The sequence below is a fragment of the Oricola cellulosilytica genome (genome assembly GCF_019966575.1).
GTDB classification, from domain to species: Bacteria; Pseudomonadota; Alphaproteobacteria; order Rhizobiales; family Rhizobiaceae; genus Oricola; species Oricola cellulosilytica.
The window spans coordinates 80783-104519 of the sequence record NZ_JAINFK010000003.1; the positions used below are offsets into that span (position 1 = coordinate 80783).

22 protein-coding genes and 1 pseudogene are annotated in these 23737 nt (G+C 64.4%); 7 read left to right on the top strand and 16 right to left on the bottom strand.

Going from position 1 to position 23737, the window contains the following annotated elements:
• Positions 1-27: 27 nt before the first annotated feature.
• The 3 genes from LC298_RS07945 to LC298_RS07955 form a co-directional block, all read right to left on the bottom strand.
• Positions 28-966, bottom strand: coding sequence for a sulfurtransferase (locus LC298_RS07945; RefSeq protein WP_158284696.1), 939 nt, complete (start codon positions 964-966; stop codon positions 28-30).
• A 265-nt stretch (positions 967-1231) separates the two neighbouring features.
• Complete coding sequence (locus LC298_RS18195; RefSeq protein ID WP_199223212.1) at positions 1232-2104, bottom strand: cell wall hydrolase; 873 nt, start codon at positions 2102-2104, stop codon at positions 1232-1234.
• Positions 2105-2305: 201 nt separating this feature from the next.
• On the bottom strand, positions 2306-2692 hold the full coding sequence (locus LC298_RS07955) for a hypothetical protein (RefSeq protein ID WP_131566160.1): 387 nt from the start codon (positions 2690-2692) through the stop codon (positions 2306-2308).
• A gap of 638 nt (positions 2693-3330) precedes the next feature.
• Here LC298_RS07955 and LC298_RS07960 point away from each other — a divergent pair.
• From LC298_RS07960 to LC298_RS07975, 4 genes are all read left to right on the top strand, one after another.
• Positions 3331-6021: a cation-transporting P-type ATPase gene (locus LC298_RS07960; protein WP_131566163.1), complete on the top strand. Its 2691-nt coding sequence runs from the start codon at positions 3331-3333 to the stop codon at positions 6019-6021.
• Positions 6022-6121: 100 nt separating this feature from the next.
• A complete protein-coding gene (locus LC298_RS07965) occupies positions 6122-6490 on the top strand; it encodes a PH domain-containing protein (RefSeq protein WP_131566166.1) in 369 nt (122 codons plus the stop codon).
• A gap of 7 nt (positions 6491-6497) precedes the next feature.
• Complete coding sequence (locus LC298_RS07970) at positions 6498-6770, top strand: hypothetical protein (protein ID WP_131566169.1); 273 nt, start codon at positions 6498-6500, stop codon at positions 6768-6770.
• A 218-nt stretch (positions 6771-6988) separates the two neighbouring features.
• Complete coding sequence (locus tag LC298_RS07975) at positions 6989-7495, top strand: cupin domain-containing protein (protein ID WP_131566172.1); 507 nt, start codon at positions 6989-6991, stop codon at positions 7493-7495.
• A gap of 40 nt (positions 7496-7535) precedes the next feature.
• On the opposite strand, the gene scpA is transcribed toward LC298_RS07975, so the two are convergent.
• The 6 genes and pseudogenes from scpA to LC298_RS08000 all read right to left on the bottom strand — a co-directional run bounded on the left by scpA (position 7536) and on the right by LC298_RS08000 (position 15218).
• Positions 7536-9671 (bottom strand): methylmalonyl-CoA mutase, encoded by a 2136-nt coding sequence (scpA, locus tag LC298_RS07980; protein WP_131566175.1) that lies wholly within the window; start codon positions 9669-9671, stop codon positions 7536-7538.
• On the bottom strand, positions 9668-9910 hold the full coding sequence (locus LC298_RS18200) for an acyl-CoA carboxylase biotin carboxyl carrier protein subunit (protein ID WP_428982291.1): 243 nt from the start codon (positions 9908-9910) through the stop codon (positions 9668-9670). Before LC298_RS18200 ends, scpA begins: the two co-directional genes overlap by 4 nt.
• Before the next feature lie 48 nt (positions 9911-9958).
• A pseudogene (locus LC298_RS07985) lies at positions 9959-11776 on the bottom strand (acetyl-CoA carboxylase biotin carboxylase subunit); the annotation flags it as partial.
• Positions 11777-12039: 263 nt separating this feature from the next.
• Positions 12040-12417, bottom strand: coding sequence for a hypothetical protein (locus LC298_RS07990; protein ID WP_131566181.1), 378 nt, complete (start codon positions 12415-12417; stop codon positions 12040-12042).
• 223 nt (positions 12418-12640) lie between these two features.
• Entirely contained in the window at positions 12641-13561 is a 921-nt protein-coding gene (yghU, locus tag LC298_RS07995; RefSeq protein ID WP_131566183.1) for a glutathione-dependent disulfide-bond oxidoreductase, read from the bottom strand.
• Between the two features lie 124 nt (positions 13562-13685).
• Positions 13686-15218 carry an acyl-CoA carboxylase subunit beta gene (locus LC298_RS08000; protein WP_131566186.1) on the bottom strand — a complete coding sequence of 511 codons (1533 nt, stop codon included), beginning with the start codon at positions 15216-15218 and terminating at the stop codon, positions 13686-13688.
• A 283-nt stretch (positions 15219-15501) separates the two neighbouring features.
• On the opposite strand from LC298_RS08000, the gene gntA reads away from it, so the two are divergent.
• Together gntA and LC298_RS08010 are read left to right on the top strand one after the other, a co-directional pair.
• Complete coding sequence (gntA, locus tag LC298_RS08005; RefSeq protein WP_131566190.1) at positions 15502-16167, top strand: guanitoxin biosynthesis heme-dependent pre-guanitoxin N-hydroxylase GntA; 666 nt, start codon at positions 15502-15504, stop codon at positions 16165-16167.
• Positions 16164-16748 carry a DUF1989 domain-containing protein gene (locus LC298_RS08010; protein ID WP_131566193.1) on the top strand — a complete coding sequence of 195 codons (585 nt, stop codon included), beginning with the start codon at positions 16164-16166 and terminating at the stop codon, positions 16746-16748. The genes gntA and LC298_RS08010 overlap by 4 nt, the downstream gene beginning before the upstream one ends.
• A gap of 102 nt (positions 16749-16850) precedes the next feature.
• Here LC298_RS08010 and LC298_RS08015 read toward each other — a convergent pair whose 3' ends face one another.
• The 5 genes from LC298_RS08015 to ccoG all read right to left on the bottom strand — a co-directional run bounded on the left by LC298_RS08015 (position 16851) and on the right by ccoG (position 21983).
• The gene (locus LC298_RS08015) at positions 16851-17204 is read right to left on the bottom strand and encodes a hypothetical protein (protein ID WP_131566196.1); all 354 of its coding nucleotides are present in this window, start codon (positions 17202-17204) and stop codon (positions 16851-16853) included.
• A 115-nt stretch (positions 17205-17319) separates the two neighbouring features.
• Positions 17320-17478, bottom strand: a complete 159-nt coding sequence (gene ccoS, locus LC298_RS08020; protein ID WP_131566199.1) for a cbb3-type cytochrome oxidase assembly protein CcoS — start codon at positions 17476-17478, stop codon at positions 17320-17322.
• Positions 17475-19769 carry a heavy metal translocating P-type ATPase gene (locus tag LC298_RS08025; protein WP_131566202.1) on the bottom strand — a complete coding sequence of 765 codons (2295 nt, stop codon included), beginning with the start codon at positions 19767-19769 and terminating at the stop codon, positions 17475-17477. The genes ccoS and LC298_RS08025 overlap by 4 nt, the downstream gene beginning before the upstream one ends.
• Before the next feature lies 1 nt (position 19770).
• The gene (locus tag LC298_RS08030; RefSeq protein ID WP_131566205.1) at positions 19771-20265 is read right to left on the bottom strand and encodes a FixH family protein; all 495 of its coding nucleotides are present in this window, start codon (positions 20263-20265) and stop codon (positions 19771-19773) included.
• Positions 20262-21983, bottom strand: a complete 1722-nt coding sequence (gene ccoG / locus LC298_RS08035) for a cytochrome c oxidase accessory protein CcoG (RefSeq protein ID WP_131566208.1) — start codon at positions 21981-21983, stop codon at positions 20262-20264. The genes LC298_RS08030 and ccoG overlap by 4 nt, the downstream gene beginning before the upstream one ends.
• On the opposite strand from ccoG, the gene LC298_RS08040 reads away from it, so the two are divergent.
• Positions 21982-22665: a DUF2270 domain-containing protein gene (locus tag LC298_RS08040; RefSeq protein ID WP_223385594.1), complete on the top strand. Its 684-nt coding sequence runs from the start codon at positions 21982-21984 to the stop codon at positions 22663-22665. The two genes, ccoG and LC298_RS08040, sit on opposite strands and share 2 nt — an antisense overlap.
• Before the next feature lie 27 nt (positions 22666-22692).
• On the opposite strand, the gene ccoP is transcribed toward LC298_RS08040, so the two are convergent.
• Both ccoP and LC298_RS08050 read right to left on the bottom strand, forming a co-directional pair.
• The gene (gene ccoP / locus LC298_RS08045) at positions 22693-23571 is read right to left on the bottom strand and encodes a cytochrome-c oxidase, cbb3-type subunit III (protein WP_131566211.1); all 879 of its coding nucleotides are present in this window, start codon (positions 23569-23571) and stop codon (positions 22693-22695) included.
• Between the two features lie 3 nt (positions 23572-23574).
• Complete coding sequence (locus tag LC298_RS08050; protein ID WP_131566214.1) at positions 23575-23730, bottom strand: cbb3-type cytochrome c oxidase subunit 3; 156 nt, start codon at positions 23728-23730, stop codon at positions 23575-23577.
• Positions 23731-23737 lie beyond the last annotated feature (7 nt).

Below are 23737 nucleotides of genomic sequence, written 5' to 3' on the forward strand. Positions count from 1 at the left end.
CTCGTTTCAGAAGCCTGGAGTCAGTTCCTAGAGCAGGTCGGAAGCCCACTTCTTGGTCGAGAGCCAGTAATATTTCACCGTGCCGGGCTTGTTGTCCACCGGACGTGCGGTCTGCGTCCATTCCGCCATGCTTTCCGCGTAAAGCTTGGTGTCTTCGACACCAGCGAGTTCGCTGAGGGCAAACCAGTTGATGGCGGCCCAGTGCCCGGTATTGCAGAAGGACACCGTCACCGGCGCGTCCTCCTGCCCGTAACTGTTCGCGATCTCGCGGGCCTTGCCGGGACCCACCATCCTGTCGCCGTCGAACCAGACGTCATAGGTCAGGTTGCCCGCGCCCCTGATCGTGCCGGGCCGGGCGATCGTCCACACATTGCCCTCGAAGAACCCATTCGGGCGAGCGTCGATCAGGCGGGCATCGCCGCTTTCGACCAGCTGCTCGACCTCTGTCGTCGAAACGCGCCACTGGTCGCTCCACTGCGCGTCGAAATCGCTCGGCTGAACCGTCGTGGTCTCGGTCGTGGTCGGCAGCTTGGCGTCGACCCACGCCTTCAGGCCGCCGTTCAGCAGCGCGAGATCCTCGACGCCGAGCGACTTCAGCGTCCAGTAGACGCGCGCAGCGGTGCCCATGTCGGTCTGGTCCTTGCCCTCATTGACGACGACCACCGGCGTATCGGCGTTGATGCCGAGGCTCCGGACAAGCTTCTCGAAGGTGTCGACGTCGCGCAGCGCGCCGGGGTTCTCGGCCGGACCGCGCCAGTCGGCGTATTTGCTGTAGACCGTCCCGGCGATATGCGGATGCGCAGCCTCGCCGCTGATCTGAATGACACGGACGTCGTCGTTCTGCTCAAGGATTTGCAAAAGCTCTGCTGGTTCGAGCAGCGGTTCCCAGCCCTGCGGCGCGGCGTAGGCCGCAGCCGAGGTAAGCGTCACGGCGCCGGCCGCCAAAAATGTGCCGATGGATTTCATGGTTCGTCTCCTGGGCATGCAATAGCAGGGCTGCGCCCATGCGCGCCCTTCTCTGACCGATATTTGATCCTCATTGGGGCACAAATCAAAGGGTTTGCGGTCCGGACGGGCGCGATGTGCGGGAACGTCATGCCCTCCTTGCCCGATCTGCGGAACGCCAGCACCGGCGATGCCGCGAAATGCGGGCGGGGTTTGCCGAATTCGGACCGCGGGCAGAAATGGATTTTTATTTGGCTACAAATGCGACGGGAACGGGCCGCCGCGCCTATCTCCACCCGCCCCTGCGGGTCTTGAAGAAATGATGGGCGCCGATACTCGCCATCTTCACCATCGACCCGGCCCATTTGGGGCGCACGTAATCGGCGAAATAATGCGTCGACGACCCGATCTCGGGAATGAACAACTCCCCCTTGGTGACCGCCTTCGCGATCCATTCGGCCTGCTTGCGGGCGCGCTCCGACTTGAGCCGCTCGGACGCTCCGTCGCAGGCAAAGGAGAACTGGCACCGGTTGCGCATTTCGGCGTTCTGGTAGACGACCCCGCAGGCCGAGTCCGGATAGGCAGGGTTGCGCACGCGGTTCAGGATGACCTGCGCCACGGCCGCCTGGCCCTTGACCGTCTCGCCCCTCGCCTCGAAATAGATTGCGGTTGTGATGCAGTGCTGCTGCTTTGCTGAAAGCGTCTCCGCGGGAAGCGGCCGGCGCATCCATTTGTGGTCGCCCTTGCGCACCGGCGGAGCGACCATCATTCCGTCAGTCGCCGAGAGCGGCTCGGCCGGCGCGAGAAGGATCCGGCCGGGCGCCGCCGGCGCCAGCGCGACCTGGAACGCGCCCGCGGTCTCGGCTGTCGCCAGAGCAGCAGGCACCGGCGCGAGACCGGCGAATCTTTGGCGCGGGCCGGCCAGGTCCGGGCCGACGGCCTCGATCGGCGCACGGCGGACCGCCCACCAGCGCGCGGACTTCTCGCCACCATTGACTCGTGATCTGACGATTTCGACAATCGGGGGAAGCATGGGCAGCGCCGCTGGCAGCCGTGCCGTCCTCTCCCCGGTCGCAGGCCCCGTCCAGTCCATCGCGCTCAATTGGGGCAAAGCGGCCTGCGTCGGCAGCGCCAGATTCGCGAAAATCGCGGTCACCATCAGTGCCGCGATCCGAACTCCCCGTCTAGCGTGGCTGTCTTCCCCTCGAGAAAGCCGCACTCACCCTCCATTCCGTCGCCGGAAACAATTTGTTAACCCTAACCAACCCCTAACACCGGGCAAACACGACGTGTTGGGCGAGAATGTGGCAAACCTGCCAAAAGTGCACTCTCCACACGATTTGGGGACGGCGAAGCGGGCTCAAAGCCTGCTCTCGGCCTTAAAATCCGTGGCGCCAACACTGGAGGGAGGCTCGACATCGAGCAGCCGCATGGTCTCGAGGCAGGCCACGATGCACCCTTCCAGCGCGTCCACCCGCCCGGCCCGCACGATCGCCGGACACATCGCGGTGACGTCCTTTCCGTCGAAACGCGGCTGGCACCATCCCGCCTTGCGGCAGACGGTGCGCGGACAGGTGCGGGAAAATTTCCACTCGCCGGCGGCCGCCGCCGTCAGCACCTTGAGATACCGGAGCGCGTTCTCCGTCGGCGGATCGCCGAAGAACGCGTCGTCGATCTCGCGCCGCACGCGGAAGCTTGCGGGCAGGCGGATGTCGGGTGCCGGGAGTTTTCTTTTCTTGCGGGCCATCGGGCTCCTCCTCGTGGTGTTGTTCGTACGCGGTATCGCTCAGCGCTTTCGGTCGGGACATGCCTCTCCGTTGCCACGCCCTGTCTCCAGTCTGGCCATTGAAACATTCATGGGAAGCGGGCGGTCGTCGTCACGCTTCTATGAATGGTTTGGTGCGATCGGATCGACCGCCCGCCGGCTGCTCACCCGCCTCCCGGCCACGGCTCGCGGTCCCGCAGGACCGGCCGAAAAGCTGAAGGCTAGGGCCCGGCCGTAAGCTCTTGCCAGGCGTGAACCGCACGCCCCAGCCGGCACCGCATCCCTCCGCCTGGCCATCCGGTCCATGAACCCGGCTTCCCGTGGAGGAACGTGCCACAAGTATGCGGGAGGTTTCGGAGGTGTTGATGGGAAACCGGCGGAAAAAATAAAATAACGAGACGGGACAACAGGTTAGAGAAAACCGGACAAAAAACTTATCAACGTCCCGGAATCCTTCGAGGGAATGCCAAGGAACGTCCAAGCCACTCTGCTCTCTGCTCGAACGCCCCCCGGCGAAAATTGTTGCCGGTCGACTGAGCTTGATCAAACCGCCGTGCCGGCAGAGCCGGTATAGAGGCAGCCGGAAATCAACGGATCTGACTTAAGGCGGCATGGGCCCGATGGATCAGGAATTTTACGCGATCGAGATCGACGAGGCGCTGGAAAAGCTCGACGCCGTCCCGGCCGGGCTTTCAGACGAGCAGGCATCGGCCCGCCTGGCGGAACACGGCCCGAACCGCATGCCCGCCCCGCCGGAACGCAGCCTCGCGCTGCGGTTCCTTTCGCACTTTCACAATATCCTCATCTATGTGCTGCTCGGATCGGCACTCATCACGTTGGCGCTCGGGCATCTGGTCGACACTGCCGTCATTATCGCCGTGGTCGTGGCCAATGCGGTCATCGGCTTCGTCCAGGAAGGCAAGGCCGAAAGGGCGATGGAATCGATACGCGGCATGCTGGCGCCGCGGGCGGCGGTCCTGCGCGGCGGCGAGCGCCGGACGGTCGACGGCGCCAAACTGGTTCCCGGCGACGTGGTGCTGATCGAGGCCGGCGACAGGGTCCCGGCCGACCTTCGGCTGATCCGGGCCCACGGCCTGCAGATCGAGGAAGCGATCCTGACGGGCGAATCCGTACCGGCTCAAAAGTCCCTCGCCCCGGTTTCCGCCGGCGCGCCGCTCGGCGACCGCTCCTGCATGGCGTTCAGCGGCACGCTGGTCACCAGCGGCCAGGGACGCGGCGTGGTCACGGCAACCGGCGCGAAATCCGAGATCGGCCGGATCAGCGGCATGCTGGCGACGGTCGAAGTGCTGACAACGCCCCTCGTCGCGCAGATGAACGTGTTCGCCAAATGGCTGACCGTGCTGATCCTGTTGGTTGCGGCGGTCCTGCTGGTGTTCGGATATTACGTCGGGCATCACGATTTCGCGGAAATGTTCATGGCCGTTGTCGGCCTGTCGGTCGCCGCGATCCCCGAGGGCCTGCCCGCCGTGCTGACGATCACGCTGGCCGTCGGCGTGCAGGCGATGGCGCGCCGCAACGCGATCGTGCGGCGACTGCCGGCGATCGAGACCTTGGGGTCCGTGTCCGTGATCTGTACGGACAAGACCGGCACGCTGACCCGCAACGAGATGATGGTTGCATCGGTGGCGGTGTCCGGACACGTCTTCTCGCTGGAGGGCAACGGCTACGAGCCGGAAGGCGCGGTAAAGCTCGCCGAGGTCCCGGTCCGCGCGCTCGATCACATCCATCTCGCCGAACTCGCGCGCGCCGCCGCTTCCTGCAACGACGCCTCGCTGCATCGTCGCGACGGCCATTGGACCATCGAGGGCGATCCGATGGAAGGCGCGTTGCTGGCCCTGGCGGCAAAGGTCGGCGTCGACGTGCAGCGCGAGCTTTCGGCCCGCACGCGCACCGACACGATTCCCTTCGATGCCCGGCACCGCTTCATGGCGACGTTGCACCACGATCATCCCGGCCACGCCGACATCTTCGTCAAGGGCGCGCCGGAGAAGGTTGTCGGCATGTGCAAGGGGCAACGAAACAGGAGCGGCGAACAGGAGCCGCTTGATGAAGGTTACTGGCACGAGGCGGCCGATGTCATGGCCGCACGGGGCCAGCGCGTGCTGGCGATCGCAACCCGCGAGGTGGACCACACGCAGACCGACCTCAAACCGGAGGATGTCGAGGGAACGCTGACCATGATCGGTCTGGTCGGCCTCATCGATCCGCCGCGCGCCGAGGCCATCGCCGCCGTTGCTGAGTGCCGCGAGGCGGGCATTCGCGTCAAGATGATCACGGGCGACCACGGCCGCACCGCCGCGGCGATCGGCCGGATGATAGGTCTGGAAAATCCGGACCGCATCCTGGCCGGCACCGATCTGGACCGGCTAGACGAAGCCGACCTGGCCTCCGCCGTAACCGCCACCGACATATTCGCGCGCACCAACCCGGAGCATAAGTTGCGGCTCGTCAAGGCGCTGCAGTCGCAGGGGCTGACCGTTGCGATGACGGGCGACGGCGTCAACGACGCGCCGGCGCTGAAGCGGGCCGACGCCGGCATCGCCATGGGCCGCAAGGGCAGCGAGGCCGCAAAGGAGGCCGCCGAGCTCGTCCTTGCCGACGACAACTTCGCTTCCATCGCCGCCGCCGTGCGCGAGGGCCGCACCGTCTACGACAACATCCGCAAGGTGATAAGCTGGACGCTGCCGACCAATGCCGGCGAAGCCATGACGATCATCGTCGCCCTGCTGTTCGGCATGACCCTGCCGGTGACGCCGATCCAGATCCTGTGGATCAACCTCGTCACAGCGGTGACGCTGGGCATCGCGCTGGCCTTCGAGCCGACCGAGGAAAACACCATGCGCCGGCCGCCCCGCCCCCGCGATGAACCGCTGCTGAACGGCGAACTCGCCTGGCACATCGTCCTGGTTTCGGTGCTTTTTCTCGGCGGCGTGTTCGGCATCCACGCCTACGCCATCGACCGGGGATATCCGGTCGAGCTGGCTCGTACCATGGCGATGAACACGCTTGTCGTCATGGAGATCTTCCACCTGTTCTTCATCCGCAACATCTACGGCACATCACTGACCTGGAAGGCGGTGCGCGGCACCCGCGTCGTCTGGATCACGGTGGCAATCGTCGTGGCGGCGCAATTTCTGGTCACCTATCTGCCACCGCTCCAAGCGGTCTTCGCCACAAAGAGCGTTCCGTTCCTTGACGGGGTGCTGATCGTCGCGACCGGCGTCGCGCTGTTTGCGATCATCGAGGTGGAGAAGCAGCTTCGGCTGAGCGTGAGGCGGCGGGGGCGGTGAATGCCGCACGCCCGCGCACGCAGCCTCCCGCGATGCCAAAATTCACGGGATTGGCAAATCGCGGCAAGTTCTGCATGGTCGGCGCAACCAAGGGGAAAAGATGTCAGACGTCCTTTACCGCGCCAATCCGCCCATGTTCCGCAACGGACCGATTTCGTTCATCGTCTGCGTGCTGCTGATTCCCGCCTTCGGGCTGGGCATCATCCTGCTTCTGGGCTGGTATATTCAGAGCAAATCGAAGCTGCTCGAGATCACGGAGTCCAGGCTCCGCTTCGAGCAGGGAATACTCAACAAGAAATACACGGAGATCAGCAATTCGAGCGTGCGCAGCGTTCAGATGTCGCAATCCTTCTTTCAAAGGATGTTCGGCACGGGCGATCTCGCCATTTTCACTGCCGGGGACAGCCCCGAGATCGTCGTCAAGGGCATGCCGGATCCGGACGAGATCCGCACGCTGCTGAGCGGTTAGGCCGCCGATGACACCGTTCAGAAAAGGGCTCCTTGCGGCGATGGCCGCCGCGATATTGCTGATCGTCGGCGCGATGGCGGTGACGTCGCTCGGCGACTATCTCAACGAGGGGCTGGGGCTGAGAACCGCGGCGATGCTGTCGTTCGGGCTGACCGTCGCGGTGCTGGTAGTGCTGCTGATCGCGGCGGGCGACGGCCTGATCGGTGAGATCCAGTTCGTGCTGCCGGCGTTCTTCCTGTTCTTCTGCTTCAATTTCCTGCTGATCGCCTGGGTGTTTTAGGGCGGTGCGAGCTCACCTGTTCCGCCGCACCCCCTCCACCTGCGCCAGCACCGCATTCGCCGCCTCCAACACATTCGAGCCCGGGCCGGAGATTTCGGCGACACCGGCGGCGCGGAGTTCGGCAGAGTCCTGCTTGGGGATGACGCCGCCGCACGCGAAGGCCGCTTTCAAACCGACCGGTGAGAGCGTATTGTCACGGGAAATTTCGGAGGCCAGCCATGTCTGACGTCGCGCGTGATGAGGTTGTCCCACGGGGCTATTTCCGCGGCCCGGGCGAAGCGGAGCTGCGATGGTCGGGAGAGACCCGCACGCATTTCCTCGCGACCGGCGAGACGACGGGCGGCGCCTTCTGCCTGATCGACGAAACGGCCAGGCGCGGCGAGACCGTGCCGTTGCACCGGCATCCGCGCGACCTCGAATCCATCTACGTCGTCGATGGCGAATTGAGCCTTTTCCTGAACCATGCCCCGGCCCGGCGGGCGGCCGCCGGGGCGTTCGCCCATTTCCCCGCAGGTTCGATCCACGGCTTCAGGGTCGAATCCGGGACGGCGCGCTACCTGCTCTACACGACGCCGCACCACGGCGAGTTCTACCGGGCGATCTCGCGCCCGCCGGGCCCGGGCGGGACGCCGGCCACCGAGCCGATCGACGACGCGATGATCGATGAGGCCTGCCGGAGGTTCGACATCGAACTGATCGGGCCGCTACCCGACGCGGAGACCTGAACGGCGGATACCGGGTGCGCGGGGTGCGGGATTTTCTCCTTCACCGGTTCCGCCGCACTCCCTCCACCTGCTGCAGCACGGCGTTGGCGGCCTCCAGCACGTTGGAACCAGGGCCGAAGATTTCGGCGACGCCCGCGGCGCGGAGATCCGCGTAGTCCTGCTCGGGAATGACGCCGCCGCAAACGACGATGATGTCCTTGCCGCCCGGCGTCGATTTCAGCTTGTCGATCAGTTCGGGCACCAGCGTCTTGTGGCCGGCGGCAAGCGACGACACGCCGATCACGTCGACGCCCATCTTCGCGGCCTTGGCGGCGACTTCAGCAGGCGTCTCGAACATCTCCGACAGATCGACCTTGAAGCCCATGTCGGCGAATGCGGTGGCGATCACCTTGGCGCCGCGGTCGTGGCCGTCCTGGCCCATCTTGGCGACGAGAATATGCGGGCTCTCGCCGCGCGCCCTGGTGAAATCGGCGATCTTGGCGCAGATGGCCTTGTATTCCGGATCGCTCTCATAGGCGTCCGAATAGACGCCGGAGATGACGCGGGTGACGGCGTGGTGGCGGGCGAACGCCCGTTCCATGGCGTCGGAAATCTCGCCGAGCGTGGCGCGCGCCCGCGCCGCCTCGACCGCCGCCTCCAGCAGGTTGCGCTCGCCCGAGGCCGCAACTTTTTCAAGCGCCGCCAGCGCTTCCGTGCACTTTTCCTGGTTGCGCGTCTCGCGCACCTTTTTCAGCCTGGCGATCTGCGCGGCGCGCACCTTCGAGATGTCGATCGAAAGGATATCGACCTTGTCGGGATCGGCCGGGCGGAAGCGGTTGACGCCGACGATCACCTCCTCGCCCCGGTCGATGCGCGCCTGCTTGCGCGCCGCCGCCTCCTCGATGCGCATCTTCGGCAGCCCCTGCTCGACGGCCTTCGTCATGCCGCCGAGCGCCTCGACTTCCTGGATGAGCTCCCATGCCTTGTCGGCAAGCTCCTTCGTCAGCGCCTCGACATAGTAGGAGCCGCCGAGCGGATCGACGACATTGGCCACACCCGTCTCGTGCTCGATGATGAGCTGGGTGTTGCGGGCGATGCGGGCGGAGAAATCGGTCGGCAGCGCCATCGCCTCGTCGAAGGAATTGGTGTGCAGCGACTGGGTGCCGCCGAGCACCGCGCTCATTGCCTCGAACGCCGTGCGCACGACGTTGTTGTAAGGGTCCTGCTCGGTGAGCGAGACGCCGGACGTCTGGCAGTGGGTGCGCAGCATCTTCGAACGCTCGGACTTCGCGCCGAAATCGGTCATGATCTTCGACCAGAGCTGGCGGGCGGCGCGCAATTTGGCGGCCTCCATGAAGAAGTTCATGCCGATGCAGAAGAAGAAGGAGAGGCGGCCGGCGAACGCGTCGACGTCGAGCCCGCGCGACATGGCGGCGCGGACGTATTCCATGCCGTCGGCGAGCGTGTAGGCGAGCTCCTGGGCGAGCGTCGCGCCGGCCTCCTGCATGTGGTAGCCGGAAATCGAAATGGAATTGAACTTCGGCATCTCGGCCGCCGTGTAGGCGATGATGTCGGCGACGATTCGCATCGACGGTTCCGGCGGGTAGATATAGGTGTTGCGGACCATGAACTCCTTGAGGATGTCGTTCTGCACCGTACCGGTAAGCTGATCCTTACTGACGCCCTGCTCCTCGCCGGCGACGATGAACATGGCGAGCACCGGGATGATCGCGCCGTTCATGGTCATCGAGACGCTCATTTCGCCAAGCGGGATGCCGTCGAACAGGATCTTCATGTCCTCCACAGTATCGATGGCGACACCCGCCTTGCCGACGTCGCCGGTGACGCGCGGGTGGTCGGAATCGTAGCCGCGGTGGGTGGCCAGATCGAAGGCGACGGACAGCCCCTTCTGGCCGGCGGCGAGGTTGCGGCGGTAGAAGGCGTTTGATTCCTCCGCCGTCGAGAAGCCAGCATACTGGCGGATCGTCCACGGCCGCCCGGCATACATGGTGGCGCGGATGCCGCGCGTGAACGGCGCGAAGCCGGGAAGTTCGTCCGCCGCGCCGTCCGGCAGGTCGTCGGCGGTGTAGAGCGGGCTGACCGTGATGCCCTCGGGCGTCTGCCAGTCGAGGGTGGAGGGATCGGCCTTGATCTCCTTTGAGGCGAGATCGAGCCAGTCTCGCTTTGTCCTGCTCATCTCTCGAACTCCATGATCACGGCGTCGACGGCGAGGCTGTCGCCGACCTCGACCGGAATGCTGGCGACCGTGCCGGCCTTCTCGGCGCGGAGCACGTTTTCCATCTTCATCGCCTCGATCATAGCAAGCGCCTGACCCTCCTGCACCTCATCGCCCTCCTTGACATGGAGCGCGACGACCAGGCCCGGCATCGGGCACAGCAGCAGGTTCGACGTGTCCGGCGCAACTTTCTCGGGCATCAGTGCTGCGAGTTTCGCGACATGCGGCGGCAGGACCGAGACCTTCAGATCGGCTCCGCGATGGCGAATGCGCCACCCGCCGGGGGCGGGACTCGCCTTGAGGGCCGCGATCTCCCGCCACTGACCCTCATCGCCCTCGACGGCAAAGATGTGCGCCAGCCGGTCGCCCGGCCGCCAGGCGATCCGGTAGGCGCGCGCGGCATCCTCGTCGGCGAATGACAGCCACACCGGGCTTCCCCACTCGCCGCCATCCGGCGTGGTCAGGTCATCGAGATCGTGGAAGCCGGCGGTTGCCTCGTGATCGACGGTGATGTCGAAGCATTCGCCGGCAGACCTCACCACCAGCGGCGCGTCGGCGGGCCGGATTTTCCTCCCCGCATCCATCCGCCCCGAAATGAAGGAGGCGCGGCGATCCGTGATCCACTGCATCATCGCGGCACCGGATGCGACCAGCCTGAGCGCCTCGTCCTCCAGTTCGGCGCCGGCGAAACCGTCGGGATATTCCTCGGCGATGAAGGCGGTGGTGATGTCGCCCGATCGGAAGCGCCGATGGTCCATCACCGCGGACAGGAACGGCAGATTGTGGCCGATCCCCTCAACCTCGAACGCGTCGAGCGCATCGCGCATCGCCTCCACCGCGTCAACGCGGGTCCGCCCCCACGTGCACAGCTTCGCGATCATCGGGTCGTAGAACATCGAGATCTCGCCGCCCTCGGTAACTCCGGTATCGTTGCGGATGATCGTGCCGTCCCCGCGTTCGCCTTCGGCGGGCGGCCGGTAGCGCGTCAGCCGGCCGATGGAGGGCAGGAAATTGCGGTACGGATCCTCGGCATAGAGGCGGCTTTCGACCGCCCAGCCATCCAGCGTGACGTCATCCTGCATCAGCGACAGGCGTTCCCCGGCGGCGACGCGGATCATTTCCTCGACCAGATCAACGCCGGTGATGAGTTCCGTGACGGGGTGCTCGACCTGCAGCCGCGTGTTCATTTCCAAGAAGTAGAAATTGCGCTCTGCGTCGACGATGAACTCGACCGTGCCGGCGCTGGCGTAGCCGACCGCTTTTGCGAGCGCGACGGCCTGTTCGCCCATGGCGCGGCGGGTCTCCTCGTCGAGGAAGGGCGACGGCGCCTCTTCAATGACCTTCTGGTTGCGCCGCTGGATCGAGCATTCGCGCTCGCCCAGATAGATCGCGTTGCCGTGGCTGTCGGCGAGCACCTGGATCTCGATATGGCGCGGCTCGGTGACGAATTTCTCGATGAAAATGCGGTCGTCGCCGAAGGAGGACGCGGCCTCGGACTTCGAGCGCGCGAACCCCTCGCGCGCCTCTTCGTCGGTCCAGGCGATGCGCATCCCCTTGCCGCCGCCCCCCGCCGACGCCTTGATCATCACCGGGTAGCCGATGCCGGAGGCAATCTCGACGGCATGCTCGGCATCGTCGATCAGCCCCATATATCCGGGAACCGTCGAGACACCGGCCTCGTCGGCGATCTTCTTCGAGGTGATCTTGTCGCCCATCGCCTCGATGGCCTTAACCGGCGGGCCGATGAAGGTGATGCCCTCGGCCTTGAGCCGCTCGGCGAATTCGGCCCGTTCAGAAAGAAATCCGTAGCCGGGATGGACCGCGTCGGCTCCCGTTTCCTTGCAGGCGGCAATGATCTTGTCGATGACAAGATAGCTTTGCGATGCCGGGGGCGGACCGATGGCGACGGCCTCGTCCGCCATCTCGACATGCAGCGCATCCTTGTCGGCCTCGGAATGGACGGCGACGGTGCCGATGCCGAGACGCTTGGCGGTCTTGAAAACGCGGCAGGCGATCTCGCCCCGGTTGGCGACGAGGATTTTCGAGAAGAGTTCAGTGCTGCTCATGGGTGTTGCCTCCCTCTCCCCTTGAGGGCAGCCTGCCGGTTTCCGCGCCAGCCCCCCTCTCCGTCTCGCGAAGCCTGTCCTTGGGCTTGCGGCAGGCAAGACCCGAGGGCTCGACACCTCTCCCCAAGCGGTGGGGGCGAGGAAAAATGCTGCAGACGCCCCCCGCTTCCTCTCCCCTGCCCGCGGGGGAGAGGTGGCCCAGGCGCGAGCCCGGGTCGGAGAGGGAGACTCCGGCGGACAATGACACGCGATTTCGGATCAAGCTAAACCTCCAGCACATCCTCGAACGCTTCGGGGAAATTCGCCCGCGCGACGTCCACGTCGATCATCAGCATCGCTTCGTAAGAAGCCGGGTCGAAAGGCTTCTCCGCCGGCACGACCTCCCGGTTGAACAGGAAGGACAGACGGCGAGCGTCCAGATTGCCGCGCTCGAACGGCTCAGGTCCGAACTGGTGCCACAGCGCGTGCAGGAAGGCGGTATCGGCAAGCTTCTCGGTCGGATCGCGGTCCGGCTGGCGCTTGCGCTCGACGATGGGCGAGACGCCCTTCGGGTTGGCGCGGCGGATGGTGAACTGGTAGCCGGTGCCCGGCAGGCCGGACGGAAAACCGCGATGCTTGGTCATGTCGGGGAGCTTGGGCATCAGATTTTCCCGGAACGAATGTCGACCGCATGTCCCCCGCCTCCCCCTTGTGGGGAGGCCGGCGACTGGCGCGTGAAACGAGACAAAGCCGGGTGGGGGTAAAAACCTCCATCGCGGCGACTTGTTACCCCCACCGGATCAGCGGCGCTGCGCTTGCTTCTCCCGCCTCCCCACAGGGGGGAGGCAGGGCGCTCAGCCGCATGCTCTATCGCGCGTCTGCCGATCACTCCGCCGCCTCGCCGATCTTGTCCTGGGTCTTGGTCTCGAAATCGGACGCGTCGTGACGCTCACGCAACTGCTTCGCCGGATCGCCGTAAGTACGGTTTACCATCGATCCACGCCTTGCCCCTGGCCGCTCGGCGATCTGCTTCGACCAGCGCTGCACGTGCTCGTATTCATCCACGGAAAGAAAGTCGCCGGCATCGTCATAGGCGGCCTTGGCGGCGAGCCGGCCATACCATGGCCAGATCGCCATGTCGGCGATCGTGTAGTCCTTGCCCGCCATGTATTCGTGATCCTTCAGATGCCGGTCGAGCACATCCATCTGGCGCTTGACCTCCATCGCATAGCGGTCGATGGCGTACTGGATCTTCATCGGCGCATAGGCATAAAAATGCCCGAACCCGCCGCCGAGGAACGGCGCGGCCCCCATCTGCCAGAACAGCCAGTTCATCGTTTCCGTGCGGCCGCGCAAATCGGTGGGCACGAAGGCGCCGAATTTGTCCGCCAGATAAAGCAGGATCGAGCCGGATTCGAACAGCCTGAGCGGCCCTCCGCCACCCTTCGGCGCGTGGTCCATCATCGCCGGAATCTTGGAGTTGGGGTTGATTGCGACGAAGCCGGAGCCGAACTGGTCGCCCTCCCCGATGTCGATCAGCCAGGCGTCGTATTCGGCACCCCTGTGCCCCGCCGCCAGCAACTCCTCCAGCATGATCGTCACCTTGACACCGTTCGGCGTGCCAAGCGAATAGAGTTGCAGCGGATGCTCTCCGACCGGCAATTCCTTGCCATGGGTCGGACCGGCGATCGGCCGGTTAATCTTTGCGAAATTGCCGCCGCTTTCGGTTTCCCATTTCCAGACCTTCGGCGGCACGTAGCCTGCGGGAAGGTTGTTCTCGGGCGGGAAGTTGCTTTCGTCGGTCATACGGAATTGTCCTTGTCAGCGTGTGCGGTCACGCCGGGATATAGAGCGTAGTTGCGGGGCGATTGCAGGGAAGGAATTTGCGACTCACTGTCTGAAACCGAAGTATTATTTCGCCCTACCTCCCTCACAACGGAATGTTGTCGTGTTTCTTCGCCGGGCCGTCGACCTGCTTGCCCTTCAAGAGCTCGAACGCCCGCGCCACGCGGCGGCGGGTCGAATGCGGCATGATCACCTCGTCGATGAAGCCGCGCTGGGCGGCGATGAACGGGTTGGCGAAGCGATCCTCGTATTCCTTCGTGCGCGCGGCGATCTTTTCCGGATCGCCGAGTTCGGAGCGGTAGAGGATTTCGGTCGCGCCCTTGGCCCCCATCACCGCGATTTGCGCCGTCGGCCAGGCATAGTTGACGTCGGCGCGAATGTGCTTTGACGCCATCACGTCATAGGCCCCGCCATAGGCCTTGCGGGTGATGACGGTGACCTTCGGCACGGTCGCCTGCGCATAGGCGAACAGCAGCTTCGCGCCGTGCTTGATGATGCCGCCATATTCCTGGCTGGTGCCCGGCAGGAAGCCAGGCACATCGACGAAGGTGAGGATCGGGATGTTGAAGGCGTCGCAAAACCGCACGAACCGCCCTGCCTTCTTCGAGGAATCGATGTCGAGGCAGCCGGCGAGCACCATCGGCTGGTTGGCGACGACGCCGACGGTGGAGCCGTTCAGCCGGATGAAGCCCGTCAGGATATTCTTCGCGTGATCTTTCTGGATCTCAAAGAACGACCCCTCGTCGGCGACCTTGGTGACAACCTCGTGCATGTTGTAGGGCTGGTTGGCGTTGGCCGGCACCAGCGTGTCGAGGCTCGGCTCCAGCCGGTCGGCGGGATCGGCGGTCGGGATCGCCGGCGGCTTATCGCGGTGCGAGGCCGGCAGCAGGTCGAACAGGCGGCGCACCTCCAGCAGGGTCTCGACGTCGTTCTCGTAGGCCCCGTCGGCGACCGACGATTTGCGCGTATGGGTCGACGCGCCGCCCAGTTCCTCGGCCGTGACGATCTCGTTGGTGACGGTCTTCACGACGTCCGGGCCGGTGACGAACATGTAGCTCGTGTCCTTCACCATGAAGATGAAGTCGGTCATCGCCGGCGAATAGACCGCACCGCCCGCGCACGGCCCCATGATCACGGAAATCTGCGGGATGACGCCCGACGCCTGCGCATTGCGCCAGAATACCTCGGCATAGCCGCCGAGCGAGGCGACACCCTCCTGGATGCGCGCGCCGCCGGAATCGTTCAGCCCGATGATCGGCACGCCGTTCTGCATGGCCAGATCCATCACCTTGCAGATCTTCTCCGCGTGCGTTTCCGACAGCGAGCCGCCGAACACCGTGAAATCCTGGGAGAACACATAGGCGGGACGGCCATTGATCGTGCCCCAGCCGGTGACCACGCCGTCGCCGGGGATCTGTTGCTCGCCCATGCCGAAATCGGTGCAGCGGTGCGTCTTGTAGGTGTCGTATTCCTCGAACGAGCCCTCGTCGAGCAGTACGTCCAGCCGCTCGCGGGCGGTCAGCTTGCCCTTGGCGTGCTGGGCCTCGATGCGCTTGCGCCCGCCGCCGAGGCGCGCCTCCTCGCGATGCTGTTCGAGCTGTTCGAGAATTTCCTGCACCGCACGCCCCTCCCGTTTTCACTTCGCGTCCAGCGGCTTATTGGCAAAACCTGCGGTCGAAGGTCAATCGCGTCTTTCGCATTACGAAATCAGTCTAGAGGCTTTCGCGGGAGGAGGAAATGGGACCGGCGATCAGCGGACTATCTCCGCTTCTGCCTCTTGCGGCGGCGCCGGCATAAACGCCAATTGGGCGGTTTGGTTCCCGTAATTCCTCACGGAACCGGCTTCGCTTCTCATCCGTTCAAGGGCAGACCTCGACAGAGGGCCGACGGAGATTTCGAAGATGACCGACACACTAGCAGGACGGCAGTTCCACTCGTTCGTCAAGAGCGCCGAATTCCCGTGCGTCGGCGCGAAATCCGCGCTTGCCCGCGATGCGCTGACGATGTTCGAGGCGGGCGCGATAGACAGCGCCGCATGTGACGTCGACATCTATCGGCAGCTATGCGCCTTCGGCGAGAGCCTCGACCCGGACAGCCCGGTGGTCCGGTCCTTCGTCGTCATCTTTTCGGGCCCCGATGACCTCGACGAGGAGACGTTCGAAAAGACCCTGTGGAACAGGCTGCAATGCCTGCACAATCTCGACGTGGTGGGCGGAAAGGACTGGAACGGGACGGTCGATCACGATCCGGAGTCGCCGCATTTTTCCTTCAGCCTCGGCGGCGAACCGTATTTCGTCATCGGGCTGCATCCGCAATCGTCGCGGCCGGCCCGGCGCTTCCGCCATCCGGCGCTGGTTTTCAACTCGCACAACCAGTTCGAGAAGCTTCGTGCCGACGGCCGCTTCGACAAGATGAAGGAGATCATCCGCAAGCGCGACGCCGAGCTTGCCGGCGGCGTGAACCCGATGCTCAGCGACTATGGCGACGCCTCGGAAGCGCGCCAGTACAGCGGCCGGGCAGTCGACGGCACGTGGAAATGCCCGTTCTCCTTCGTGGAGGCCGCATGATGGAGCGGATACCGCCGCGCAGCGGCACGGCGTTCGAATTGCGAAAGGGACAGTTGCTCACCGTGGCCGATCCGGAAGGCGAACAGGTGTCGGACATGGTGGCGTTCCACATCGCCGACACGAGGGAATACATCTCCTCGGGACGGTCCATCGATTACGCCGGGCGGCTGTTTCTGACGACCGATGACATCCTCTATTCCAACCGGTCCAACCCGATGCTCACCATTGTCGAGGACGAGGTGGGACGCCACGACTTCACTCTGACGCCCTGTTCGCGGGACACCTTCCGCATCATCTATGGCGACGACGATCCCCATCACGGCTGCCAGGGCAACCTTGAACAGGCCCTGGCGCCTTGGGGGATCGGGAGCGACGACATACCCATCGCCTTCAACGTGTTCATGCATGTCGCCGTCGATTCCGAAAGCGGCCAGCTCACCGTTCTGCCGCCTAAAAGCAAGCCGGGCCAGAAGACTGTGTTCCGTGCCGAAATGGACCTCGTGGTGGCGCTGACCGCGTGTTCCGCCGGGCAGTCGAACAATTTCCGCTTCAAGCCGATCGACTACGCCATCAGCGGCTAGCGTGCGCGGCAGTCGCACTCGTTGACCGCACCTATCCTCTCGACAGCTCGTCCCCCTCGACGAAAATACCTTTCCGGGGCGGACTGGCGGATGCTGGACTGCTCACGTGAAAATCGCGTACAGCTCCGCAACCCCTATCAGCCCGATCAATATCGCGGATATCGCCTTGAGCGCCTTGACGTTTCGCGCCTTGATCCCCTTTCCAAAGTTGGTCTGGGCCATCTCGGTATCCAGGTCGGCGATCAAGTTCCTGACGTCTTCCAATGCCGTACTGCCGGCCAGAATGCCAAAAGCCGTCACGGAAATCACCAGCATGGTCAGCGGGGCGGAATAACCTTCCGGACCGAGTTCGATGATTGCGGCAAGCCCGACAAAGGCGAAGATCGTCGTCCTCATGACGTCGAAATAGTGCGTCTGCCGCGCGAGCGACAACGTGCTGCGGATCTGAGAGTCCATTTGCCTGCCCCCAAGGGAATTCATTTCCCGCTTCCGAGATTACCACGGCTTGCCAGGACAGTCCTGAGAAATTGCGGACGGTAGGCGATGCGCCGCGGCGCCTTCATCGACCGCCCTAAGCTTTCGGCCGCTCGTCCACCTCCTCGCCGAGGATGCGCTCGGCTGCGCCGTCGAGGTCGGAATACTGGCCGGAGCGGATCGACCACAGGAACGCGGCGAGGCCGAGTGCGCCAAGGCCGAGCGCCACCGGAATGAGATAGATCAGCACGTTCATGCCAACGCCTCGCTTGTCTGGGGAACCTCCTGCGCGCCCTTGAAGCCCGGAAGCAACTTGCCGCCACGCGCCAGCCGCATCGAGTTGGCGATCACCACGATGGAGGAGCCCGACATGGCGAGCGCGGCGACCAGCGGCGTCACCAGTCCGGCGACGGCGAGCGGCACGGCGATGCAGTTGTAGATCAGCGCCAAGCCGAAATTCTGCCGCACCAGACGCCCCGCCCTGACGGCGACAGCGTGCGCAAAGGGAACCGCGTCCATGCTTTCGCGCGTGAACACGAAATCGGCGGCCATGCGGCCAATGTCGGAGGCTGACGCGGGGGCCATCGAGACATGACCCGCCGCGAGCGCCGGCGCGTCGTTCAGCCCGTCGCCGACCATCAGCACCCTTCGGCCATCGGCATGCAGTTCCCTAATCCGCGCGATCTTGGCGGACGGCGTCGCACCGGAATGCCAATGATCGATGCCGCCAATTCGCGCGACGGTTTCCACCGCGGGCGCGGCGTCGCCGGACAGCAATTCGACCGGCATTCCGGCGTCCTTTAGTGCACGAACCGCCTCGGTCGCGCCGGCGCGCAAGGTTTCCGCGAGCGCGAAGGTGGCGAGCGCACCGCCCTCGACGGCAAACGCGATACCGGGGGCGACTGCGCCACCAGCCGTGCCGGACGCAATCTCCGCAACCCATCCGGCGCGCCCGAGCCGCACCTTCCGCCCGTTCCAGATGCCCTCGACGCCATGGCCTGGAGCCTCTCTTATCTCTGCAAGATCGGCGGCGTCGACATCGGCGAAAAAGGCGGCAATGGCGCGCGAGGCGGGGTGAATCGAGTGGGCGGCGAGCGCCTTGGCGCCGGGCGCATCATCCGGATCGATCGTGACATCGGATATTACCGGCGCGCCGGTGGTCAGCGTCCCCGTCTTGTCGAAGATCGCGGCATCGGCCTCCGCCAGACGCTCCAGCGCCGAGCCGTCCTTCATCAGGATGCCGTCGCCGAACAGCCGCGCCGCGCCGATCACGTGCACCACCGGAACGGCAAGGCCGAGCGCACAGGGGCAGGTAACGATAAGCACGGCGATCGCCGTGTAGAGCGAAGCGTGCCAGTCGCCGCCAGTGGCGATCATCCAGCCTGCGAAGGCAAACAGCGCCAGCAGGTGGACGGCGGGGGCGTAGATTTGCGCCATGCGGTCGGCGATGCGTACGTAGCGCCCTCGCCCGTTCTCGGCGGCTTCCATCATCTGCATCACCTCGGCGATGAAGGACTCTTCCGCCTTGCGGGTGACTGTGATGTCAAGCGGGCCGGTGAGGTTCAGCGTACCGGCTTCGACGCCGCTGTTGGCCGCCACCGCAACGGGCGCGCTTTCGCCGGTCACAAGTGACCGGTCGAGATCGCTCGCGCCTTTCAACACCGTCCCGTCGGCCGGTATGCGCTCACCTGCAGCGACCCGGAGCGTCATCCCCGGCTCGATCTCGTCGACCGGGACGTAGGCGGGGCGGCCATCCGGCGCGATTACCGTTCCGCCGCGCGCGGTCATCTTCGACAGCCCGAGCACGGCGCTGCGCGCGTGATCGCGCATCAACTGGTCGAGATAGCGGCCTATCAGGAGGAAGAACAGCAACGTCACGGCCGCGTCGAAATAGGCTTCCGCACCCCCTGTCAGGCTCTCATACACGCTCATCACCAAGGCCAGGATGACTGCGAGCGAGATCGGCACGTCCATGTTGAGACGGCCCGCCGCGAGCGCCCGGGCGGCTGACGAGAAGAACACCTGGCCGGAATAGGTGACGACGGGAATGGCAATCAGGCCGGAGATCAGGTGGAAAAGGTCGCGCGTCGCGCCTTCCGCACCGGACCACACGCTGACCGACAACAGCATAATGTTGCCCGCCGCGAAGCCGGCGACGGCCATCGACTTGAGAAGACGGCTTGTCTGGCGGGCCTGCGGGCTGTCCTCAAGGTCGCCGAAATCGACTGGCGTCGCCCGGTAGCCGAGGGTATCGAGCGTCCTCAGCACCTCGGCGGGAGTCCGCTCTGCATTATCGAGAATGACGGTGACCCGCTTCAGCGAAAGGTTGACGCGCGCCGAGACGACACCCTCGAGGCCGGACAGACCGCGCTCGATAGCGGATATGCACTGCCCGCAATGGATATCGGGGGCCGAGAGTACGTAGCGCACCGACCCGTCATCCTCACGATGGCCGGAGCGCAGGACCTCCTCGATGCGGGCAAAGTCACCCGTACTAGCCGCGTCCACGACACCGTCGACCGCAATATCCGCGCCGCAGCATCCCATCCTAGAGCGTTTCCACCGTAAAACGGATTTCGCGGGTCCAGACCGTTCCATCCGGCCCGGTTACGGTTAAATGAGCCGCCCAAAGCCCTGGCGTAAGCTCGACCGGGGCGGCGTAGTTTGCCCCGCCCTCGTCCAGAAGCGTAACGGTGAGGTCGTTGTTCTCGTGCGCCGGATGGCCAACCCTTGCCGTCACGATGGCATTGCGAATGGGCGCAGCCGCCGCATCGGTGAGATCGATGGACAGCGTATTGTCGCCATAGCCGGCAACGGCTTTCCAGCCAAGCGCCTGCTGCGCGCGCTTTTCGGCCGTCACGGTGTTGAAGCGCTGGCTCTCGACATAGGAATTCTTGACAACGAGGCCGGTCCAGCTGGAGTTTGCGTAGAAGGCGAGCACCAAATTGACGCTGATGATGGTGCCGAAGAACAGGACCATCACGCCAATCATGTGCCAGCCGGTGAACTCGCGGACAGCGAAAATCTTCTCGATGGTTCTCATAAATCCGGCGCCTCGAATATTGCGTTGTATGTGTCTGTCTCGAAGGACTGCTTGTCCTCGACGATGAGCCTAAAATGGGTCCGCCCCGGCTCAACCTGTTCCGGCGGCTGCGACACGAAAACCCGCAACGAACGGAGCTTGTCCGGCGCGACCTCGATGGCGAAGCTTACGCCGTCCGGCTGGCCGATGCCATTGATGCTCATGGTCGCGCCGGGCAGCCCTTCCAGCGACAAAAAGATTACGCGCGGCTCCGGGATCATGTTGAGCAGCTTGACCGTGTAGCCGTTGCGAATCGAGCCGTCGCTGAGTTGCACGAATACCGGATTGCGATCGTGCTGGACGTTGACCTCCAGCCGATCGCGGCCTAGCAGCGACAACAGCATCACGAGGCCGATCGCCGCCCACGCGGTGAAGTAGATCAGCGACCGCAGCCGGAAGACGATCTTCCAGTCGAAATGCCTGATGGCGTCGACCAAGCGGCCGGTGGCGTCACGCACCCGCGACGGCTCGATCTGCGCCGTCTGCGGGTTCACCGCAACAGCCATGTTATGGTTGTACTCGCGAAGCGTCGCGTAGGAGATCAGGCCGCGCTCGCGACCGGTCTTGTCCATCACGTTGTCACAGGCGTCGATGCACAGCGCGCACGTGATGCATTCGAGTTGCTGTCCGTCGCGGATGTCGATCCCCATTGGACAGACGGCCACGCAGGCGTTGCAGTCGACGCAATCGCCGACCGGCTTGCCCTCCGCCGCCGCCTTCTTGGCATGCCGGGAGCGCGGCTCGCCGCGCCAGTCGTTATAGGTGACGACGAGTGAGTCCTCGTCCAGCATTGCCGCCTGAATGCGTGGCCATGGGCACATGTAGATGCAGACCTGTTCGCGCATAAGGCCGCCGAAAACATAGGTCGTGGCGGTCAGGATCGCGACGGTGGAATAGGCAATGAAGGCCGCCTCCCCGGTCAGGAAGTCCTGCAGCAATGTCGGTGCATCGGCGAAGTAGAAGATCCACGCGCCGCCCGTTGCCACGGAAATCAGCAGGAAGGATATGTGGGTCAGCGTCAGCTTGCGGATCTTGTCGAACGACCACGGCGCCTTTTCGAGACGAATGCGCGCATTGCGGTCGCCCTGCCAGAATTCTTCCACCGCGATGAAGAGGTCGGTCCAGACCGTCTGCGGGCAGGTGTAGCCGCACCAGGCGCGCCCGACGACCGAGGTGATCAGGAAAAGCCCGATACCGGCCATCACCAGAAGGCCGGCTACATAGATGAACTCCTGTGGCCATATCTCAATGAAGAAAAAGTAGAAGCGGCGGTTGGCCACATCGATCAGCACGGCCTGGTCGGGGGCGTGTTCGCCCCGGTCCCACCTGATCCACGGCGTCACGTAGTAGATGCCGAGCGTGACCAGCATGACGATCCATTTCAACCGCCGGAATGTGCCCTCCGCACGCTTGGGATGGATCGACTGCCGGGCCGCATAGAGTGGCTCGGACTTCTGCCTTGCCCCGGCGTTGATCGCCTGAACATTGATCGCACTTATCTCTGCGGGCTGATCCAAAACGTGCTCCGGTTCAGCGGACGCGCCGCTCTCACTGTCACGTCCTTTTCGCCTGCAACGCTCGCCCGATCCTTGACGCAGATCAAGACGATTTTGACGCGTGTGACGGTCCCGTGAGACAGTTCCCCCAGTGCGGACGAACGCCTTGCGGGAGGAACCCATGACAACGACTATCGACCGGAGTGACGCCCGTGCATTCACCAGTCCGGAGATGGGAGCCCTTGCCCATCTCTATCGCGGCGAGGTCTACCGCTCGACGATCTGGCGTACCCGGCTCGACACGACAACCAACTGGGCGGTGGTGACGCTCGGCATCGCGCTGTCGATCGCCTTTTCCTCTCCAAACGCTTCACCGCTGCCGCTGGTGCTGGTCGGTATCCTGATCCTGTTCTTCCTCCTTCTGGAAGCGCGCCGCTACCGCTACTTCAACGTCTGGCGAGCCCGCGCCCGCTGGATGGAGACGAACATGTACGCGCCGTTGCTGGAAGACGGCGACCTCAGGACCGATTCCGGCTGGACCCACACCCTTGCCGAGGACTACCGCCGCCCGGTCTATCACGTCGGTCTGATGACGGCGATCGGCCGTCGGATCCGGCGAAATTACCTCTGGATTCTGCTGATCCAGACGGTTGCCTATATCGGCAAATTGCTGGTTCATCCGAGCGGGGTCGTCTCGGTCGAGGAATTCGTCAGCCGCGCGGATATCGGCCCGGTTCCCGGAGTCCTGGTGCTCGTCACGGGGATTTTCTACGTGACCAGTTGGGCGGCGATCGCCATTTGGAGCGGCCGGCGCGACAGGGCGAAATTCCATTCGCGAGGGCCGGCGCCGACCTCCATGGGTTGAGGGGGCAGCGCACCGCCCCCAGAAGTGCTATTCACCACCGCCCAAGCCGTGAACGTAGACGGCGAGTTGCTTGACAGCCGCCTCGCCGAGCCGTTCACCCCAGCCCGGCATCATGCCCATGCGGGGGTTCGATATTTGCGCGGCGATCTGCGCATGGGTCCCGCCATAGAGCCAGATCGCATCCGACAGGTTCGGTCCGCCGAGTTCAGCGACTCCCTCCCCTGTATCGCCATGGCATGCCGCGCAGTTGTCGGCGTAGATCGCTTCGCCGTTCGCGGCCGCCGTTTCATCGAAGTCCTGATCGGAGAGTTTTCGCACATACCACGCAACATCCGAGATCTCGGCGCGCGTCAGGATTTCGTCGCCGCCGTATGCCGGCATGTCGTTGAACCGCGTGTCGGCGTCGGCGTCGTAGCGAATGCCGTGCATCAGGGTCGAGTAGATGTCGTCCACCGTTCCGCCCCAGATCCAGTCATCGTCATTGAGGTTCGGGTAACCGGCACTGCCCGCCGCGCCCGAACCGTGGCACTGGACACAATAGACCTTGAACGCCGAGGCGCCGCCTGCGGTGGCGAACTGACGAAGGTTCTCGTCGGCTGCGATCTCGGAGACGGCGGCGCTCTGAATTGCGGAAATCTTGTCCTGATTGAGCATCGCGGCCTGCGAGACTTCGTCAGCCAGGTCGGCCCGGCTTGACCAGCCGAGCACGCCTGCGGTCGCGTTGTCGATCAGCGGCCAAGCCGGATACGCAATGGTATAGCCGATCGACCAGACGATCGTTGCGTAGAATGTCCACAGCCACCAGCGCGGCAGCGGGTTGTTGAGTTCCCTGATGCCATCCCATTCGTGACCCGTAGTCTCGACACCCGAGAGTTCATCAATTTCTTTCTTGTCATTATCGGCCACGGGTCAGTCCTCCTTGAACGGGATGCGGGCCGCATCTTCACTGTTTCTTCGGGCACCGGGACGCAGCGTCCACATCACCACCGCCACAAAGACGATGAACATGTAGAGAAGTCCCCAACTGTCGGCGAAAGTCCGCATGGACTGGTATTCGAAATCCATATCCGTC

What these genes read in the sequence shown, in the direction of transcription:
- LC298_RS07945 (WP_158284696.1), bottom strand. Translation starts at nt 966, where the DNA reads ATGAAATCCATCGGCACATTTTTGGCGGCCGGCGCCGTGACGCTTACC.
- LC298_RS18195 (WP_199223212.1), bottom strand. Translation starts at nt 2,104, where the DNA reads ATGGTGACCGCGATTTTCGCGAATCTGGCGCTGCCGACGCAGGCCGCT.
- LC298_RS07955 (WP_131566160.1), bottom strand. Translation starts at nt 2,692, where the DNA reads ATGGCCCGCAAGAAAAGAAAACTCCCGGCACCCGACATCCGCCTGCCC.
- LC298_RS07960 (WP_131566163.1), top strand. Translation starts at nt 3,331, where the DNA reads ATGGATCAGGAATTTTACGCGATCGAGATCGACGAGGCGCTGGAAAAG.
- LC298_RS07965 (WP_131566166.1), top strand. Translation starts at nt 6,122, where the DNA reads ATGTCAGACGTCCTTTACCGCGCCAATCCGCCCATGTTCCGCAACGGA.
- LC298_RS07970 (WP_131566169.1), top strand. Translation starts at nt 6,498, where the DNA reads ATGACACCGTTCAGAAAAGGGCTCCTTGCGGCGATGGCCGCCGCGATA.
- LC298_RS07975 (WP_131566172.1), top strand. Translation starts at nt 6,989, where the DNA reads ATGTCTGACGTCGCGCGTGATGAGGTTGTCCCACGGGGCTATTTCCGC.
- scpA (WP_131566175.1), bottom strand. Translation starts at nt 9,671, where the DNA reads ATGAGCAGGACAAAGCGAGACTGGCTCGATCTCGCCTCAAAGGAGATC.
- LC298_RS18200 (WP_428982291.1), bottom strand. Translation starts at nt 9,910, where the DNA reads ATGCCCGAGAAAGTTGCGCCGGACACGTCGAACCTGCTGCTGTGCCCG.
- LC298_RS07990 (WP_131566181.1), bottom strand. Translation starts at nt 12,417, where the DNA reads ATGCCCAAGCTCCCCGACATGACCAAGCATCGCGGTTTTCCGTCCGGC.
- yghU (WP_131566183.1), bottom strand. Translation starts at nt 13,561, where the DNA reads ATGACCGACGAAAGCAACTTCCCGCCCGAGAACAACCTTCCCGCAGGC.
- gntA (WP_131566190.1), top strand. Translation starts at nt 15,502, where the DNA reads ATGACCGACACACTAGCAGGACGGCAGTTCCACTCGTTCGTCAAGAGC.
- LC298_RS08010 (WP_131566193.1), top strand. Translation starts at nt 16,164, where the DNA reads ATGATGGAGCGGATACCGCCGCGCAGCGGCACGGCGTTCGAATTGCGA.
- LC298_RS08015 (WP_131566196.1), bottom strand. Translation starts at nt 17,204, where the DNA reads ATGGACTCTCAGATCCGCAGCACGTTGTCGCTCGCGCGGCAGACGCAC.
- ccoS (WP_131566199.1), bottom strand. Translation starts at nt 17,478, where the DNA reads ATGAACGTGCTGATCTATCTCATTCCGGTGGCGCTCGGCCTTGGCGCA.
- LC298_RS08025 (WP_131566202.1), bottom strand. Translation starts at nt 19,769, where the DNA reads ATGGGATGCTGCGGCGCGGATATTGCGGTCGACGGTGTCGTGGACGCG.
- LC298_RS08030 (WP_131566205.1), bottom strand. Translation starts at nt 20,265, where the DNA reads ATGAGAACCATCGAGAAGATTTTCGCTGTCCGCGAGTTCACCGGCTGG.
- LC298_RS08040 (WP_223385594.1), top strand. Translation starts at nt 21,982, where the DNA reads ATGACAACGACTATCGACCGGAGTGACGCCCGTGCATTCACCAGTCCG.
- ccoG (WP_131566208.1), bottom strand. Translation starts at nt 21,983, where the DNA reads ATGGGTTCCTCCCGCAAGGCGTTCGTCCGCACTGGGGGAACTGTCTCA.
- LC298_RS08050 (WP_131566214.1), bottom strand. Translation starts at nt 23,730, where the DNA reads ATGGATTTCGAATACCAGTCCATGCGGACTTTCGCCGACAGTTGGGGA.